The following is a 16,662-nucleotide window of genomic DNA, read 5'->3' on the forward strand; positions in this document are numbered from 1 at the left end:
GGCGCAGCGGCCGGTAAGTGCCCTCTTGACGAACTACGCTCGGTCCTCATGAGCGACCAGCACAGCTTCGAGACCCTTGCGATCCACGCCGGCAACACGGCGGATCCCCTCACCGGCGCCGTGGTCCCGCCGATCTACCAGGTGTCCACGTACAAGCAGGACGGCGTCGGCGGGCTGCGCGGCGGCTACGAGTACAGCCGCAGCGCCAACCCCACCCGTACCGCCCTGGAGGAGAACCTTGCGGCCCTGGAGGGCGGCAGGCGCGGGCTCGCCTTCGCGTCCGGCCTCGCCGCGGAGGACTGCCTCCTGCGCACGCTGCTCACGCCCGGCGACCACGTGATCATCCCGAACGACGCCTACGGCGGCACGTTCCGGCTGTTCGCGAAGGTGGCCTCGCGCTGGGGCGTGGAGTTCTCGGTCGCCGACACCTCCGACGTGTCGGCGGTGCGCGCGGCGATCACCGCCCGCACCAAGGCGATCTGGGTGGAGACCCCGTCCAACCCGCTGCTCGGCATCACGGACATCGCGGCCGTCGCCGGTGTGGCCCGGCAGGCGGGCGTGCGGCTGGTCGTCGACAACACCTTCGCCAGCCCCTACCTCCAGCAGCCGCTCGCACTCGGCGCGGACGTCGTCGTGCACTCGACCACCAAGTACATGGGCGGGCACTCGGACGTCGTCGGCGGCGCACTCGTCGTCAGCGACCCCGAGCTGGCCGAGGAGCTCGCGTACCACCAGAACGCGATGGGCGCCGTCGCCGGGCCGTTCGACGCCTGGCTGGTGCTGCGCGGCATCAAGACCCTCGCGGTCCGCATGGACCGCCACGACGAGAACGCCACCAAGGTCGCCGACCTGCTGACCCGACACCCCAAGGTGACCAAGGTCCTCTACCCGGGGCTGCCGGAGCACCCGGGGCACGAGATCGCCGCCAAGCAGATGAAGGCGTTCGGCGGAATGGTGTCCTTCCGCGTCGCGGGCGGCGAGGAAGCGGCGGTCGAGGTCTGCAACCGCGCCAAGCTGTTCACGCTCGGTGAGTCGCTCGGCGGTGTCGAGTCGCTGCTGGAGCACCCGGGCCGTATGACGCACGCGTCGGCCGCCGGCTCCCCGCTGGAGGTGCCCGGCGACCTGGTGCGCCTGTCCGTCGGCATCGAGAACGCCGACGACCTGCTGGCCGACCTCACGCAGGCGCTCGGCTAGGAGACACGTCCGTCCGGCGGCCGTGACGCATCACGGCCGCCGGACGGCTCCGCTGTCAGACAGCTACCTTCTCGTCCTCCAACGAGGCCCGGATCTGCTCGCGCAGCTCGGGGCTGTCCGTGTGCTCGTGGACCGAGACGGCGTGTTCGGCGGCTGCCCGTACGACTTCGTCCTCCTCGCCGGTGATGGCGAGTGAGCAGTTCGACACGCTCGGGTACTTACGGCAGTCGGCGATCTTCCGTGTCATGACAGCCTCCAATGCTCGTACCTGGCGACTCTCCCAGGATAGATCCGGGCGAAAGGGATGCCCAGCGGCCGTCGCCGGCCGTCCTGCGGGTGTCGTCGGCCCGGGAGGCGCGAGAACCGGTGCGCCGCCGGTCAGTTGTCCTGTACCGGCTGGTGCGCGGCCTGCCGCGCCGCCAGCGAGGCGTTGAACCGGGTGAGCAGGGCGCAGAAGGTGTCGCGTTCCTCCTCGCTCCAGCCGTCGGTCACCTGGGACATCAGCTCGCGCCGCGAGGCCCGGACCTCGTCGAGGCGCGCCTGGCCGCGCGGTGACAGCTGCAGCACGACCGCCCGGCCGTCCTCCGGGTGCGAGGTGCGCTTGACCAGGCCGGTGTCGACGAGCGGTGCGACCTGCCGGGTCACGGTCGAGGAGTCGATCCCCATGCCCGCGGCCAGCGCCTTGACGCCCATCGGGCCTTCACGGTCGAGCCGGTTGAGGAGCAGATAGGCGGCGCGGTCCATGGAATTGCGGACCTGGCCGACACCGCCGAGGCGGGTCTGTTCGGCACGGCGGGCGAAGACGGCCACCTGGTGCTGGAGAGCATCGAGGAGGGGGTCGGTACCCGGGTGTCCGGGGGCGGCGCCCCCGGAAGGAGACGCAGCAGTCGTCATGTCCTGAGGGGGCATGGCCGGGGGCTCTCTTCGTGCGGTGTCGGATGGGTGGGGGACAGAGTACGCGGCCACGGGGCAACGTGTACCAGCGCTGCACAAACCTATGGACACCACCGCAGGCCACCATGAGATGCGAGGGCCGCGACCGCTCCGAGCTGCAAGACTTGCTGTCATGACCTACCGGACGCCAGGCCCCTTTCCTCCCCTGATCCTCGACGACATCCGCGGGGCGCAGAAGATGCTGTCCGGGGTGGCCAGAACCACCGGGATGGAGGGCAGCCGCCATCTGACGGCACTGGTCGGCGCGCCGGTCCACTTCAAGTGCGAGAACCTGCAGCGCACCGGCTCGTTCAAACTGCGCGGCGCGTACGTACGGATCGCGGGCCTCAGTCCGGTGGAACGGGCGGCCGGAGTCGTGGCCGCAAGTGCCGGAAACCATGCGCAGGGTGTCGCACTGGCCTCCTCGCTGCTCGGCGTACGGTCGACGGTCTTCATGCCGCTCGGCGCCCCCCTGCCGAAGGTCGCGGCAACACGCGAGTACGGGGCGGAGGTTCAACTCCACGGACACGTCGTCGACGAGACGCTCGCCGCCGCCGAGGAGTACGCGGAACGGACCGGGGCCGTCTTCATCCACCCCTTCGACCACCCGGACATCATCGCGGGCCAGGGCACCGTGGGCCTGGAGATCCTCGAACAGTGCCCCGAGGTCCGCACGATCGTCGTCGGCATCGGCGGCGGCGGCCTGGCCGCGGGCGTCGCCGTGGCCGTGAAGGCGCTGCGCCCCGACGTCAGGATCGTGGGCGTGCAGGCCGCGGGCGCGGCCAGTTATCCGCCGTCGCTGGCGGCCGGGCACCCCGTGGCGCTCGACTCGGTGCAGACCATGGCCGACGGCATCAAGGTGGGCCGTCCCGGCGACATTCCGTTCGGGCTCGTCCAGGAACTGGTCGACGAGGTCCGTACGGTCTCCGAGGACGAGCTGTCCAGTGCCCTGCTGCTCTGCCTGGAACGGGCCAAGATGGTCGTCGAGCCCGCCGGGGCGAGCCCGGTGGCGGCGCTGCTGAGCGATCCGAAGGCGTTCCGCGGGCCGGTGGTCGCCGTACTGTCCGGCGGCAACGTCGACCCGCTGCTGATGCAGCGCATCCTGACGCACGGCATGGCGGCGGCAGGCCGCTACCTCAGCCTGCGGCTGCGGCTGACGGACCGGCCGGGGGCGCTGGCCGCGTTGCTCGCCACGCTGTCCGTGGCCGACGCCAACGTGCTCGACGTCAGCCATGTGCGGACCGATCCGAGGCTGGGGCTCACCGAGGCGGAAGTGGAACTGCACCTGGAGACGAAGGGCCGGGAGCACTGCGAGGAGGTCGCGGCCGCACTGCGGGAGGCCGGCTATCTCGTGATGGGCTGAGCGCCGGACCGGCAAACGGGCCCGGTACAGAAACCTGTTGTGGCTCGCGATGTATCGCGATAGCGTGCACCGCCGAACAGTCCGTGGCTGACGCTGACACCGGGCCACCGGCAAATCTAGGATCTGTTCTCAGGAAGTCACCGAAGCAACTGGGGGAGTCCCACATGCCAGGCGCCATTTACGCCGAAGGCCTGGTGAAGACCTTCGGCGAAGTACGAGCACTGGACGGCGTCGACCTCGACGTACCGGAGGGCACCGTCCTGGGACTTCTGGGTCCCAACGGCGCCGGCAAGACCACCGCCGTACGCGTTCTGACCACCCTGCTCCAGCCCGACAGCGGCAAGGCTGTCGTGGCGGGCATCGACGTGCTGAAGAATCCGAACGAGGTACGCCACTCGATCGGGCTGTCCGGCCAGTTCGCCGCGGTCGACGAGTACCTCACCGGCCGCGAGAACCTGCAGATGGTCGGGCAGCTCTACCAGCTGAGCTCACGCGACGCGAAGAAGCGGGCGGGGCAGCTCCTGGAGAAGTTCAACCTCGCCGACGCCGCCGACCGCACCGCGAAGACGTACTCCGGAGGCATGCGCCGCCGTCTCGACCTGGCGGCCGCGCTCGTCGTCTCCCCGCCCGTGATGTTCATGGACGAGCCCACCACCGGCCTCGACCCGCGCAACCGGCAGCAGCTCTGGGAGGTCATCCAGGAGCTCGTCGCAGGCGGTACGACGCTGCTGCTGACCACGCAGTACCTGGAGGAGGCCGATCACCTCGCCCACGACATCTGCGTCATCGACCACGGCAAGGTCATCGCCCGCGGAACCTCCGACCAGCTGAAGGCCCGCACCGGCGGGGAGCGCGTCGAGGTCATCGTGCACGAGCGGGACCGGATCGAGGCCGCCCGCTCGGTGCTCGCCACGTACGGCAAGGGCGAGATCGCCTTCGCCGAACACACCCGCAAGCTGACCGTCCCGGTCAGCGGCGGAGCCAAACTGCTCGCCGAAGTCATCCGCGACCTCGACGCCAACGGCGTGGAGATCGACGACATCGGCCTGCGCCGCCCCACTCTCGACGACGTCTTCATCTCGCTCACCGGCCACGCCGCCGAGCTGGAGAGGAACGAGGAGAGCGGATCGACACGCGCCGCGAAGAGCGGCAAGGAGGCCGGGCAGTGACTGCCATCACGGACACCCCCGAACTCGCGCCGGTCAACCCGCGCAGCGGCATCAGCCAGTCGGTCGCCGACTCCCTCGTCGTCGCCAGACGCAACCTCATCCGCATGGCCCGCATCCCGGAGATGGTCATCTTCGGGCTGATCCAGCCGATCATGTTCGTGGTGCTGTTCACCTACGTGTTCGGCGGCTCCATCAAGGTCGGCAGCACCATCTCGTCGGCGGACTACAAAGAGTTCCTGATGGCGGGGATCTTCGCCCAGACCGTCACCTTCGCCACTGCGGGGGCCGGCGCGGGTATCGCGGACGACATGCACAAGGGGCTGATCGACCGCTTCAGGTCGCTGCCGATGGCCCGGGGAGCCGTCCTCACGGGACGTACCCTCGCCGACCTCGTGCAGACCGCGCTCACCCTCGTCGTGCTCGCCGGTGTCGCCCTGCTCATCGGCTGGCGGACCCACGAGAACCTCGGCAAGGTGCTGCTCGGCTTCCTGCTGCTGCTCCTGCTCGGTTACGCGTTCTCCTGGATCGGCGCGCTGATCGGCCTCGTCGTCCGGACACCGGAGGCCGCCACGTCCGGCGGACTCATCTGGCTCTTCCCGCTGACGTTCATCTCGAACGCCTTCGTGGACGCCAACCAGATGCCGACCGTCCTGCGCCACATCGCGGAATGGAACCCCTTCAGCGCCACGGTGCAGGCCTGCCGGGAGCTGTTCGGCAACCTGCCGCCGGGCTTCGTCACCCCGGACGCCTGGCCGATGCAGCACCCGATCCTCGCCTCGGTGCTCTGGTCGGTCCTGATCGTCGTGGTCTTCCGCACCCTGGCGGTCCGCAAGTACCGCTCGGCCACCGCCTGAGCGCCGCCCGAGCACAACGAGGAGCCCCGGCCGCCACGTGCGGCCGGGGCTCTCTCATGACTGCTGCGGATCAGCCCGTGTACGGCTTGGCCGCGATGATCTTCACCGAGGCCGTCTTGCCGTTCGGCAGCTCGTAGTCCGCGTCGTCGCCGATCCTCTTGCCGTTCACCCCGGTGCCGAGCGGCGACTGGGGGGAGTACGTCTCGATGTCCGCGCTCGCGTACTCGCGCGAGGCGAGCAGGAAGGTGACGGTGTCGTCGGGGTCGCCGTCGAAGGCGATCGTCACGACCATGCCGGGCTCGACCACGCCGTCGTCGGCGGGTGCCTCGCCGACCTTCGCGTGCTCCAGGAGCTGGGTGAGCTGGCGCACCCGGAGCTCCATCTTGCCCTGCTCCTCCTTGGCGGCGTGGTAGCCGCCGTTCTCCTTGAGGTCACCCTCCTCACGTGCTGCCGCGATCTTGACGGCGATCTCCGCGCGCGCGGGACCAGTGAGGCGCGCCAGCTCAGCCTTCAGCTGGTTGTACGCCTCCTGCGTGAGCCAGGTGACGTTATCGCTGGTCTGGGTCATCACAGGGTGCTCCTCGTCGGTACTGGGAATACAAAGCATCGCCCTACCCCAAGCATGTGCTGCCACGGGTGGGCGAAACCACGAGCCTAACAATTCCCCGCGAAAAGGGGGAGAAGGTAAACGGTCACACGGGCATTCGTGCAGGTGAGCACCGGGGCGTGCGGATCACGCGCGGCGCGCGCCCGGCTCTGCGATCAGCTGCCGGCGGTACACGCCAGCAGTTCCACCGCGGTCGCCCTGGACGTCGTCCGCAGGGAGACGACCTCGTCGATCCGCTCGGAGCGCTCGTCGAACCGGAAGTCCTTGCGGGCCACCTCACCGCCGTCCTTGCTCAGCGCGCGGACCGTGCAGTACCCGTCGGTGTCCCGGTCCTTGCGCACCTCCAGGTGCGCCTCGGCCCGGTCGTCCGAGACGATGTCGGACTTGATGAGCTCCGCGCTGATGTCCTGGCCCGCGACGTAGTCGTATCCGAACCAGCCGATCATGCCGAGGAAGGCCACACCGAGCACCGCGCCGACGATCTTGAGCTTGCGGTCCGCACGCTGATCCTCGGACCGGCCGTAGCGCCCTTCGGGCAAGGCCTCGCGCACCGCTGCCATGATCGTTCCTCCCGTACAGGGGATCGAGGAATTTTCCGCCCCCCGGGTCAGTCACTATAGAAGCCGACCATCGCGACCAATCACTGAGGACCGAGTCTTGACCGAGCAGCTGAGACTGATGGCCGTTCACGCCCACCCCGACGACGAGTCGAGCAAGGGCGCGGCCACCATGGCCAAGTACGTGTCCGAGGGGGTGGACGTTCTGGTCGTCACCTGCACAGGGGGCGAGCGGGGATCCATTCTCAACCCGAAGCTCCAGGGGGACGCGTACATCGAGGCGAACATCCACGAGGTGCGCCAGAAGGAGATGGACGAGGCCCGCGAGATCCTGGGCATCGACCAGCAGTGGCTCGGCTTCGTCGACTCGGGCCTGCCCGAGGGCGACCCGCTGCCGCCGCTGCCCGAGGGCTGCTTCGCACTGGAGGACGACGAGACGGCCGCGGGCCGCCTGGTCGCGAAGATCCGTGCGTTCCGGCCGCAGGTCATCACCACGTACGACGAGAACGGCGGGTACCCGCACCCCGACCACATCAAGACGCACACCATCTCGATGATCGCCTTCGAGGGTGCCGCGGACGCCGAGAGGTTCCCCGAGGCGGAGTTCGGGCCCGTCTGGAAGCCGCTGAAGCTCTACTACAACCAGGGCTTCAACCGGCCGCGCACGGTCGCCCTCCACGAGGCGCTGCTCGCTCGCGGGCTGGAGTCCCCGTACGGCGAGTGGCTGGAGCGCTGGAAGGAGTTCCAGCGCGAGGAGCGCACGCTGACCACGCACGTTCCGTGCGACGAGTTCTTCGAGATCCGGGACAAGGCGCTGATCGCGCACGCGACGCAGATCGACCCGGACGGCGGCTGGTTCCGGGTCCCGATGGACATCCAGCGGGAGGTCTGGCCGACGGAGGAGTACGAGCTGGCCAAGTCTCTCGTCGATACGTCCCTCCCCGAGAGCGACCTCTTCGCGGGCATCCGCGACAATGCCTGATATGTACGCGACCCAGGCACTGAACCAGCTCGTCCCTCTGGCCAAGGAGGTCGACGACAACAAGGTGACGCCCGGCGTCCTCGGCTTCCTCGTCTTCGCGGCGCTCGCCGTGGGCGTGTGGCTGCTGATGAAGTCGATGAACCGCCACATGGGCAAGATCGACTTCGAGGAGGCGCCGGACCCCGCGTCCGAGAAGACGACGCCGGCGGGGGCACCCGGCAAGGGGTAGGCGCCCCGGCCCGGGGCGCGGGGCTCTGTCCTCAATCGCCGGACGGGCTTGATTGTGGGCCAGGTCCGCGGGTGCGGTCTCTGCGTCGGTGGTGGCCCGGGGCCCCTCCGGAGTGTCTCCTCGGGCAACGAACGTGCGCGCTCCACACGAGGGGGGCCCTGCTCTTTGTTCGTCGCCCTGCGGGGACCCTCCTGCACGTCCCCGGACCGGCCGTCCCGCGCCTGCGACCACCGGGTGGCAGGCGCCGGCGAGACATGGGTGGGGCCGTGCAGGAGGGTCCCCGCAGGGACTGGCGTAGAACCGGGGTCGACCGCGTACCCGGGTGCCACGCCGGTCCCGAGGAGACACTCCGGAGGGGCCCCGCACGCCACCCCCCGGCGCGGAGCGCACCCCGCGGACCGGGCCGAATCAGGCCCGCCCGGCGATTGAGGGCAAAGCCCCCCGCCGACTACGGCCGCACCCCCACCGGCACCCCCATGACCTCCCGCGCATGCCGTGACGGGGTCAGACCTAGGCGCCACGCCTGCCAGCCGTCGTCCAGGTCCACGCCGCGGTTCAGAACGACCGTGAACGCCTCCGCGCAGTCCTCCAGCTTGCCGTCCCGCATCGGATGGGCGGCCCCGAGCAGGTCCGCGAGCTCCTGCTGGGCGACCGCCGTACCCACCTCGCTGCCCCCCGGTGACGCGTACGGCAGCAGCGTGCACCGCAGGAACGCGGCCCAGTCGCCGCCCCTGACGTCCCCGTACGAGGCGAACAGGCCGATCGCCTCGCCGCACAGCTCCAGGGCCTGCGTTGTACGGTTGTTGCCGCCGTCGATCAGGGCCAGCTCCAGGCAGGTCCAGGCCTCGCCGTGGGCCACCCCGATACGCCGGAAGTCGGCCCGCGCGTCCACGAGGAGCTGCCGGGCGAAACCGGAGTTGCGCAGGTTGCCCGTCTGCGCGGCCCGCTGGTCGCGGGTGACGCGCCCCGAGTGGTGCCGGGCGCACGCCAGCCCGTAGACGTCCCGCATCCGGGAGAACATCGTGCGGGACCGCTCCAGCTCCCGTACCGCCTGATCGGTGTCGCCGTCCTCCTCCAGGGCCTGCCCCAGGTAGTACCGCGTCCAGGCCTCGCCCCGCGCGTCCTCGTTGTCCCGGTGCCGGGCCAGGGCGCCGCGCAGCTGCTCCACCGCGGGGGCGGGGTCGCCGTCCAGCAGCCGGGCGCGGGCCAGCTGGGTCAGGGCCCAGGCCTCCCCGCGCTCGTCCCGGGTGCGGCCGTACAGGTCCAGTGCGGTCGTCAGCTCCTCCTCGGCCCGCGCCACCTCGCCCATGCGCAGGCAGACCTGACCGAGCTGGAAGTGCGACCAGGCCTCACCGTGCAGCGACTCGCCCTCCCGGTGCAGGGCGAGCGCGGTGTCGAGGAGGGTCAGGGCCTCGGCCAGATTGGCCCGGTCGCGCTCGACGGCCGCCAGGGCGTGCAGGGACCAGGCCCGGTCCTCGGCCTGCTCCGGGGACGCCTGCAGCGCGAGCGCCTCCCGCAGCCGCACAGAGGCCTCGGCCAGGTTGCCCTGGTGGTGCAGGGTGATGCCGAGCGAGCAGAGCGCCAGCGCCGCACCCGCGTCGTTCTGCGCCTCCCGGTAGAGGCCGACGACGGAGGAGAGCGTGGTGCGGGCCTTGTCGAGCTCGCCGAGCTGGCGGGCCGCGATGCCCGTACGCCACTGGACCGACCGCTCCAGCAGCCCCTGGTCGACCGCCTGCGTCAGCTCGCTGATCTCGCCGAGCCGGTAGAGGTCGCCGCGCAGCAGGCAGTAGTCGCACAGGGCGCCCAGCAGATGGAGCACGGCCCCCTGGTCGACTCCTTCGGCGTGCCGCAGTGCCGAGGTGATGAAGCTCGACTCGTCGTCCAGCCAGCGCAGGGCGGCGTCCAGCGAGCTGAAGCCGTGCGAGCCGAACTGCCCGGCGCGGGTGGACATCTTGCCGTCCACCATGCGGATCACCGCGTCGGCCAGCTCCGCGTAGTTCTGGATGAGGCGTTCCTGCGCGGCGGTACGGTCCGCCGCCTCCTCCTCGTCGAGCAGCCGGGCCAGGGCGAAGTCCCGTACGAGGTCGTGCAGCCGGTAGCGCGAGCCGCGCACATGGGTGAGGAGCCCGGCCCGGGACAGGGTCTCCAGCAGCCGTGCGGCCTCCTGCTCCTCGGCGGACAGCAGGGACGCGGCAGCAGCCGCGCCCAGGCTGGCGCGCCCCGCCAGGGCGAGCCGCCGCAGCAGCCGCCTCGCCTGCTCCGGCTGGTCGGTGTAGCGCAGCCACAGGGCCCGTTCGACAGGTGCGACCGGACCGTACGCGCCGAGGTCGGCCGCGAGGGCGCTGCGGGTCCGTGCGCCGAGCGAGGAGCCCGCGACGCGCAGGGCGAGCGGCAGCCCGCCGCACAGTTCGACGACGGCCTCGGTGGACGGGTAGTCGTACGGCCCGTCCTCCTCGTCCTCGGCCGACTCCCGCAGCAGCTCCTCGGCGCCCGCCGCGTCCAGTCCGCCGACCGGCAGCTGGTGCACCCACGCCGGGATTCCGGCGGGCAGTTCGAGCGGTTCGCGTGCGGTGACGAGCACGAGGCTGTCGGAGCGCTCGGGCAGCAGCGTGCGGACCTGGGCGGCGTCGGTGGCGTCGTCGAGGACGATCGTGACGGGAGTGCCGGTGAGGTGCTGGTGGTAGAGCTCGCTCAGGCGCCGTACGTGCTGCTCGGCGGAGGACCTCTCCCGGAAGAGGAGCTGTTCGCGCGGCGCGCCCAGCCGGTTGAGCAGGTGCAGCAGGGCGTCCCGGGTCGCCAGCGGGGCCTCCCCGGACACATTGCCGCGGAGATCGACCACGCACGCCCCCCGGAACTGGTCCCTGAGCGCGTGCGCGGCCCGCACGGCGAGAGCGGTGCGCCCGGAACCGGGGGTGCCGTGCAGGACGACGACGGTCGGCTTGGTCTCCGTGGAGGCCCGGGCGGCGTGCACCCACTGGGCGATCTGCGCCAGTTCGCCGCGGCGGCCCGCGAACGGGCCGTCGGCTGCGGGCAGATGGCCGAAGGACTGTTCGAGAAGTGACCGGGTGCGGGCGGCCGCGCTGCGGTCCCCGCCGCGCAGCTGCGGCACCACGGAGGAGGCCGCCTTCTTCGAGGTGCGGGAGGAGGCGGTCAGCATGCGCTGCTGGTCGAGGAACGGGCGGATGCCCCGTACCTCCAGCGCCGTCAGCCACTGCAGCCGCAGCTGTTCGGGGCCGCCGGGCTGGTTCAGCGCGCCCGCTCTGCGATGCGCGGCGGGCCAGTGCGACGCGGTGACCCGGGCGACGGTCGCGGTCGCCCCCGCGACGGCGACCACCGCGCCCGCGCCGAGCGCGAGACCGGCCGCGGTGCCGAGGGCGAGGTCCGCGCCGAAGGCGGCGACGGAGGCAACCCCCGTCACCACCAGGGGCGTTCCCAGCGCGGCTCTGCTGAACCGCTCCGACAACGGCTTCTGCCCGGCCTCCGCGGCGTCGAGCGCGAGCGTGTAGGCGGCGTACTCCTCGGCCGCGCCGGCGGCCATCGTGTCGAGCGCGCCCCGCGCACGCGCCAGGAGCGCGCCCGAGTCGGTCCGTCCACCGGTCCGCCGCGCTTCGTCCTCCACGGCGCGTACCAACAGGCGTTCTGCTTCCGCCCGATGGCTGTCCCGCATGCGTCCCCCTAGGTTCCAGCGACTGCGCATCAACCAGCTGTCATGGTCACCCAGTGTCCTGCGTACGGCGCGTCAGCGCGAGAGAGCGAGGCGATCAACCGGTAGGGGAGCCGGGTACGCAAGGATTGGGTCATGGCCAACCGACTTGCGCAGACAACCTCCCCGTACCTCCTCCAGCACGCCGACAATCCCGTCGACTGGTGGCCGTGGTCGCCCGCGGCTTTCGAGGAGGCCCGCAGGCGAGGTGTTCCGGTGCTGCTCAGCGTCGGTTACGCCAGTTGCCACTGGTGCCATGTGATGGCGCACGAGTCCTTCGAGGACGCGGCTGTGGCGGACTACCTGAACGCGCACTTCGTGCCGGTGAAGGTCGACCGCGAGGAACGTCCCGACGTCGACGCCGTGTACATGGAGGCCGTGCAGGCCGCGACCGGCCAGGGCGGCTGGCCGATGACGGTGTTCTTGACCGCCGACGCCGAACCCTTCTACTTCGGCACGTACTTCCCGCCCGAGCCCCGCCACGGCAGCCCGTCCTTCCAGCAGGTGCTCGAAGGTGTCGTGGCCGCGTGGACCGACCGCCGCGAGGAGGTCGCGGAGGTCGCCGGGCGCATCGTCCGGGACCTCGCCGGCCGCTCGCTGTCGCACGGCGGGGAGGGTGTGCCCGGTGAGCCTGAGCTGGCCCAGGCACTGCTCGGGCTGACCCGGGACTACGACGAGAAGCACGCGGGCTTCGGCGGGGCGCCCAAGTTCCCGCCGTCCATGGCCGTCGAGTTCCTGCTGCGCCATCACGCCCGTACGGGGGCCGAGGGCGCCCTGCAGATGGCCGAGGACACCTGTGTGGCCATGGCGCGCGGCGGGATCTACGACCAGCTCGGCGGCGGCTTCGCCCGCTACTCGGTGGACCGGGAGTGGGTCGTACCGCACTTCGAGAAGATGCTGTACGACAACGCGCTGCTGTGCCGTGTGTACGCCCACCTGTGGCGCTCCACCGGATCGGAGCTGGCCCGCCGGGTGGCCCTGGAGACCGCCGACTTCATGGTGCGCGAGCTGAGGACCGCACAGGGCGGTTTCGCCTCGGCGCTGGACGCCGACAGCGAGGACGCGCACGGGCGGCACGTCGAGGGCGCGTTCTACGTCTGGACGCCCGCGCAGCTGCGCGAGGTGCTGGGCGAACAGGACGCGGCGTTCGCCGCCGAGCACTTCGGGGTGACCGAGCAGGGCACCTTCGAGGAGGGGGCCTCCGTCCTGCAGCTGCCCGCGACCGCGGAGCCGGAGGACGGGGGCCGGGTCGCCGATGTGCGGGCCCGGCTGCTGGCGGCGCGTGAGCTGCGGGTGCGGCCGGAGCGGGACGACAAGATCGTCGCCGCCTGGAACGGCCTGGCGATCGCGGCGCTCGCCGAGACCGGCGCGTACTTCGGCCGGCCGGATCTGATCGACCGGGCCACGGAGGCCGCCGACCTGCTCGTACGGGTCCACATGGGCCCCGTGGCCCGCCTCTGCCGCACGTCGAAGGACGGCCGCGCGGGCGACAACGCCGGGGTCCTGGAGGACTACGGCGACGTCGCGGAGGGTTTCCTGGCGCTCGCCTCCGTCACGGGCGAGGGTGTCTGGCTGGAGTTCGCGGGCTTCCTGCTGGACATCGTCCTGGAGCGGTTCAAGGGCGAGGGCGGGCAGCTGTACGACACCGCGGACGACGCGGAGCAGCTGATCCGCCGCCCGCAGGACCCCACCGACAGCGCGACCCCGGCCGGCTGGACGGCGGCCGCGGGAGCGCTGCTCTCGTACGCGGCGCACACCGGTTCCGAGGCGCACCGCACGGCGGCCGAGGGCGCGCTCGGGGTGGTCAATGCGCTCGGGCCGAAGGCCCCCCGGTTCATCGGCTGGGGGCTCGCCGTCGCCGAGGCATGGCTGGACGGGCCGCGCGAGGTGGCGGTCGCCGGGCCCGTCGGCGGTGAGCTGCACCGGACCGCGCTGCTGGGCCGGGCTCCGGGTGCGGTGGTCGCGGCGGGCGAGCCCGCCGACGCCGGTACGGAGTTCCCTCTGCTGGTGGACCGGCCGCTGGTGGGCGGGGCGCCGACCGCGTACGTGTGCCGGCACTTCGTCTGCGACGCGCCGACGACGGACGCGGCCGAGCTGGCCGGGAAGCTGGGCGGCTGACGCCCGCGGGCGGCTCAGCCGTGCTGGTAGGCGACGAGCGAGATGCCGACGTAGTGGACGATGAAGGCGGCCAGCGTCAGTGAGTGGAACACCTCGTGGAAGCCGAACCAGCGCGGCGAGGGGTTCGGCCGCTTGATGCCGTAGATGACGCCGCCCGCGCTGTAGAGCAGCCCGCCGACGACGACGAGGACGAGGACCGCGATGCCGCCCGTGCGCATGAAGTCGGGCAGGAAGAACACCGCGGCCCAGCCCATGGCGATGTAGCAGGGGGTGTAGAGCCAGCGCGGCGCGCCGACCCAGAACACCCGGAAGGCGATACCGGCCGCCGCGGCCCCCCACACCGCCCACAGGAGCGGCTGCCCGGTGGACTCGGGCAGCAGGAGCAGGGTCAGCGGGGTGTAGGTGCCCGCGATGATCAGGAAGATGTTGGCGTGGTCGAGCCTGCGCAGCACGGCTTCGCCGACCGGGCCCCAGGTGCCGCGGTGGTAGACCGCGCTCACGCCGAACAGCAGGCAGGCACTCGCGATGTAGATCGCGCAGGCGACCCGGGCGCGCGTGCTGTCGGCCAGGGCGATCAGAGTGATGCCCGCGATGACCACCGCCGGAAACATTCCGGCGTGCAGCCAGCCGCGCATCCGTGGCTTCTCGGGGACGGGGTCATCGAGGACGACGGGTCCGGACGCGGCGGCGGCAGAAGTCATGACCGCATGCTACCTACGCAACCGTAGGTAACGGATATGAGTGGCGATGCTCACGTGGGCGGCCCTCTGGACATATGGGCGCGATGGTCGGATGATCAAATGAGTGCGGTCGGCACCGGATGAGCGCCAGGGGAAAATGAAGGGGTCAGCATCCGGGTCGCAGCCCCCACGGGGCACCTACAACAGACACCCTCGACAAGGAGCGATCGTGGCGCGCGACATCGCGGCTCCCCTCACTGTTCCCACCCAGCACCAGGAGCTCGTCTCCTGGGTAGACGAGATCGCAGCCCTCACCGAGCCGGACCGTGTGGTCTGGTGCGACGGCTCCGAGAGCGAGTACGAGCGCCTGTGCGAGGAGCTCGTCGCCAAGGGCACCTTCACCAAACTGGACCCGGTCAAGCGTCCGAACTCGTACTACGCCGCGTCCGACCCGAGCGATGTCGCCCGCGTCGAGGACCGCACCTTCATCTGCTCCGAGAAGGAGCAGGACGCGGGCCCGACGAACCACTGGAAGGCCCCCGCCGAGATGCGGGACATCTTCACGGGTGACAAGGGTGTCTTCCGCGGCTCCATGCGCGGCCGCACCATGTACGTCGTCCCGTTCTGCATGGGCCCCGTCGGCTCACCGCTCTCCGCCATCGGCGTCGAGATCACCGACTCCGCCTACGTCGCCGTCTCGATGCGCACCATGACGCGCATGGGCAGCGCCGTCCTCGACGAGCTCGGGACCGACGGCTTCTTCGTCAAGGCCGTCCACACGCTGGGCGCGCCGCTGGAGGAGGGGCAGGAGGACGTTCCGTGGCCGTGCAACTCCACCAAGTACATCTCGCACTTCCCCGAGGACCGAGAGATCTGGTCGTACGGCTCCGGCTACGGCGGCAACGCCCTGCTGGGCAAGAAGTGCTACGCGCTGCGCATCGCGTCCGTCATGGCGCGTGACGAGGGCTGGCTCGCCGAGCACATGCTGATCCTCAAGCTCACCCCGCCGCGCGGGGAGAGCAAGTACGTCGCGGCGGCCTTCCCGAGCGCCTGCGGCAAGACCAACCTCGCCATGCTGGAGCCCACGATCTCCGGCTGGACCGTCGAGACCATCGGCGACGACATCGCCTGGATGCGGTTCGGCGAGGACGGCCAGCTGTACGCGATCAACCCCGAGGCCGGCTTCTTCGGCGTCGCGCCGGGCACCGGCGAGCACACCAACGCCAACGCCATGAAGACCATGTGGGGCAACTCCGTCTTCACCAACGTCGCGCTCACCGACGACGGCGACGTGTGGTGGGAGGGCATGACCGAGGAGCTTCCCGCGCACCTCACGGACTGGAAGGGCAACGACTGGACCCCCGAGTCCGGTACGCCCGCCGCGCACCCCAACGCCCGCTTCACGGTGCCGGCCGGGCAGTGCCCGATCATCGCGCCCGAGTGGGAGGACCCGAAGGGCGTGCCGATCTCGGCCATCCTCTTCGGCGGCCGCCGCGCCTCCGCCGTCCCGCTGGTCACCGAGTCCTTCAACTGGCAGCACGGTGTCTTCCTCGGAGCCAACGTGGCCTCCGAGAAGACCGCCGCCGCCGAGGGCAAGGTCGGCGAACTGCGCCGCGACCCGTTCGCCATGCTGCCGTTCTGCGGCTACAACATGGGCGACTACATGAAGCACTGGGTCGAGGTCGGCGCCGACAAGGCGGACCAGTCGAAGCTCCCGAAGATCTACTACGTGAACTGGTTCCGCAAGAATGAGGCGGGCAAGTTCGTGTGGCCCGGCTTCGGCGAGAACAGCCGCGTCCTGAAGTGGATCGTCGAGCGCCTGGAGGGCAGGGCCGAGGGCGTCGAGACCCCGATCGGCATCCTGCCGGCCAAGGGCTCCCTGGACACCGACGGGCTGGACCTCTCCGAGTCCGACCTGGACTTCCTGCTCAACGTCGACAAGGAGGTCTGGCGCGAAGAGGCCGCGCTGATCCCCGAGCACCTCAACACCTTCGGCGACCACACGCCGAAGGAACTGTGGGACGAGTACCGGGCGCTGGTGCAGCGCCTGGGCTGACCGCCCCTTCGATCTCCGTGGCCGGGCATCCCGACAACCGCCCTGACCTGTGGGGGTCAACTGCCCGCCGCGGTAGGGACGTGCACGAACACGCCCCTGGCCCCCGGAGCCCCTCACGGCTCCGGGGGCCGTCCCTTTTCGGTGGGAACACCCGTGTAACGCCAACTCCTTGCGCACACTCTCTTCACAACAGTTGCATGACCCCCACAGAGCGCCC

General features: G+C 70.9%; 14 protein-coding genes. 8 read left to right on the plus strand and 6 right to left on the minus strand.

The genetic code is table 11. The features are described 5' to 3' along the window. Positions 1-48 precede the first annotated feature (48 nt). Complete coding sequence (locus ACFQ6X_RS12300) at positions 49-1,194, plus strand: cystathionine gamma-synthase (protein ID WP_383179941.1); 1,146 nt, start codon at positions 49-51, stop codon at positions 1,192-1,194. Positions 1,195-1,249: 55 nt separating this feature from the next. Here the strand turns inward: ACFQ6X_RS12300 and ACFQ6X_RS12305 are convergent, their stop codons facing one another. Together ACFQ6X_RS12305 and ACFQ6X_RS12310 are read right to left on the minus strand one after the other, a co-directional pair. Continuing rightward, positions 1,250-1,441 (minus strand): DUF1059 domain-containing protein, encoded by a 192-nt coding sequence (locus ACFQ6X_RS12305; protein ID WP_329207965.1) that lies wholly within the window; start codon positions 1,439-1,441, stop codon positions 1,250-1,252. A gap of 131 nt (positions 1,442-1,572) precedes the next feature. Then, positions 1,573-2,103, minus strand: a complete 531-nt coding sequence (locus tag ACFQ6X_RS12310; protein WP_329207963.1) for a MarR family transcriptional regulator — start codon at positions 2,101-2,103, stop codon at positions 1,573-1,575. A 157-nt stretch (positions 2,104-2,260) separates the two neighbouring features. On the opposite strand from ACFQ6X_RS12310, the gene ilvA reads away from it, so the two are divergent. From ilvA to ACFQ6X_RS12325, 3 genes are all read left to right on the plus strand, one after another. After that, positions 2,261-3,490 (plus strand): threonine ammonia-lyase, encoded by a 1,230-nt coding sequence (gene ilvA / locus ACFQ6X_RS12315; RefSeq protein ID WP_383179946.1) that lies wholly within the window; start codon positions 2,261-2,263, stop codon positions 3,488-3,490. Positions 3,491-3,654: 164 nt separating this feature from the next. Then, positions 3,655-4,659 carry an ATP-binding cassette domain-containing protein gene (locus tag ACFQ6X_RS12320; protein WP_383179949.1) on the plus strand — a complete coding sequence of 335 codons (1,005 nt, stop codon included), beginning with the start codon at positions 3,655-3,657 and terminating at the stop codon, positions 4,657-4,659. Continuing rightward, the gene (locus ACFQ6X_RS12325) at positions 4,656-5,513 is read left to right on the plus strand and encodes an ABC transporter permease (RefSeq protein WP_383179951.1); all 858 of its coding nucleotides are present in this window, start codon (positions 4,656-4,658) and stop codon (positions 5,511-5,513) included. The genes ACFQ6X_RS12320 and ACFQ6X_RS12325 overlap by 4 nt, the downstream gene beginning before the upstream one ends. A 70-nt stretch (positions 5,514-5,583) precedes the next feature. Here ACFQ6X_RS12325 and greA read toward each other — a convergent pair whose 3' ends face one another. Both greA and ACFQ6X_RS12335 read right to left on the minus strand, forming a co-directional pair. After that, entirely contained in the window at positions 5,584-6,081 is a 498-nt protein-coding gene (greA, locus tag ACFQ6X_RS12330) for a transcription elongation factor GreA (RefSeq protein ID WP_329207958.1), read from the minus strand. Between the two features lie 194 nt (positions 6,082-6,275). After that, entirely contained in the window at positions 6,276-6,680 is a 405-nt protein-coding gene (locus ACFQ6X_RS12335; protein WP_383179954.1) for a DUF4307 domain-containing protein, read from the minus strand. Between the two features lie 97 nt (positions 6,681-6,777). Here ACFQ6X_RS12335 and mca point away from each other — a divergent pair, with 97 nt between their 5' ends. Next, complete coding sequence (gene mca / locus ACFQ6X_RS12340; RefSeq protein ID WP_351167365.1) at positions 6,778-7,659, plus strand: mycothiol conjugate amidase Mca; 882 nt, start codon at positions 6,778-6,780, stop codon at positions 7,657-7,659. Position 7,660: 1 nt separating this feature from the next. After that, positions 7,661-7,888 carry a hypothetical protein gene (locus tag ACFQ6X_RS12345; RefSeq protein WP_383179957.1) on the plus strand — a complete coding sequence of 76 codons (228 nt, stop codon included), beginning with the start codon at positions 7,661-7,663 and terminating at the stop codon, positions 7,886-7,888. A 448-nt stretch (positions 7,889-8,336) separates the two neighbouring features. On the opposite strand, the gene ACFQ6X_RS12350 is transcribed toward ACFQ6X_RS12345, so the two are convergent. Continuing rightward, positions 8,337-11,555 carry a tetratricopeptide repeat protein gene (locus ACFQ6X_RS12350; protein ID WP_383179960.1) on the minus strand — a complete coding sequence of 1,073 codons (3,219 nt, stop codon included), beginning with the start codon at positions 11,553-11,555 and terminating at the stop codon, positions 8,337-8,339. 132 nt (positions 11,556-11,687) lie between these two features. Here ACFQ6X_RS12350 and ACFQ6X_RS12355 point away from each other — a divergent pair, with 132 nt between their 5' ends. Next, complete coding sequence (locus ACFQ6X_RS12355; protein WP_383179963.1) at positions 11,688-13,709, plus strand: thioredoxin domain-containing protein; 2,022 nt, start codon at positions 11,688-11,690, stop codon at positions 13,707-13,709. Between the two features lie 14 nt (positions 13,710-13,723). On the opposite strand, the gene ACFQ6X_RS12360 is transcribed toward ACFQ6X_RS12355, so the two are convergent. Next, a complete protein-coding gene (locus ACFQ6X_RS12360) occupies positions 13,724-14,410 on the minus strand; it encodes a hemolysin III family protein (RefSeq protein ID WP_383179966.1) in 687 nt (228 codons plus the stop codon). Between the two features lie 208 nt (positions 14,411-14,618). On the opposite strand from ACFQ6X_RS12360, the gene ACFQ6X_RS12365 reads away from it, so the two are divergent. Continuing rightward, positions 14,619-16,445, plus strand: coding sequence for a phosphoenolpyruvate carboxykinase (GTP) (locus ACFQ6X_RS12365; RefSeq protein WP_383179969.1), 1,827 nt, complete (start codon positions 14,619-14,621; stop codon positions 16,443-16,445). Positions 16,446-16,662: the final 217 nt, after the last annotated feature.

The sequence above is a fragment of the Streptomyces sp. NPDC056452 genome (genome assembly GCF_042796085.1).
GTDB lineage: Bacteria > Actinomycetota > Actinomycetes > Streptomycetales > Streptomycetaceae > Streptomyces.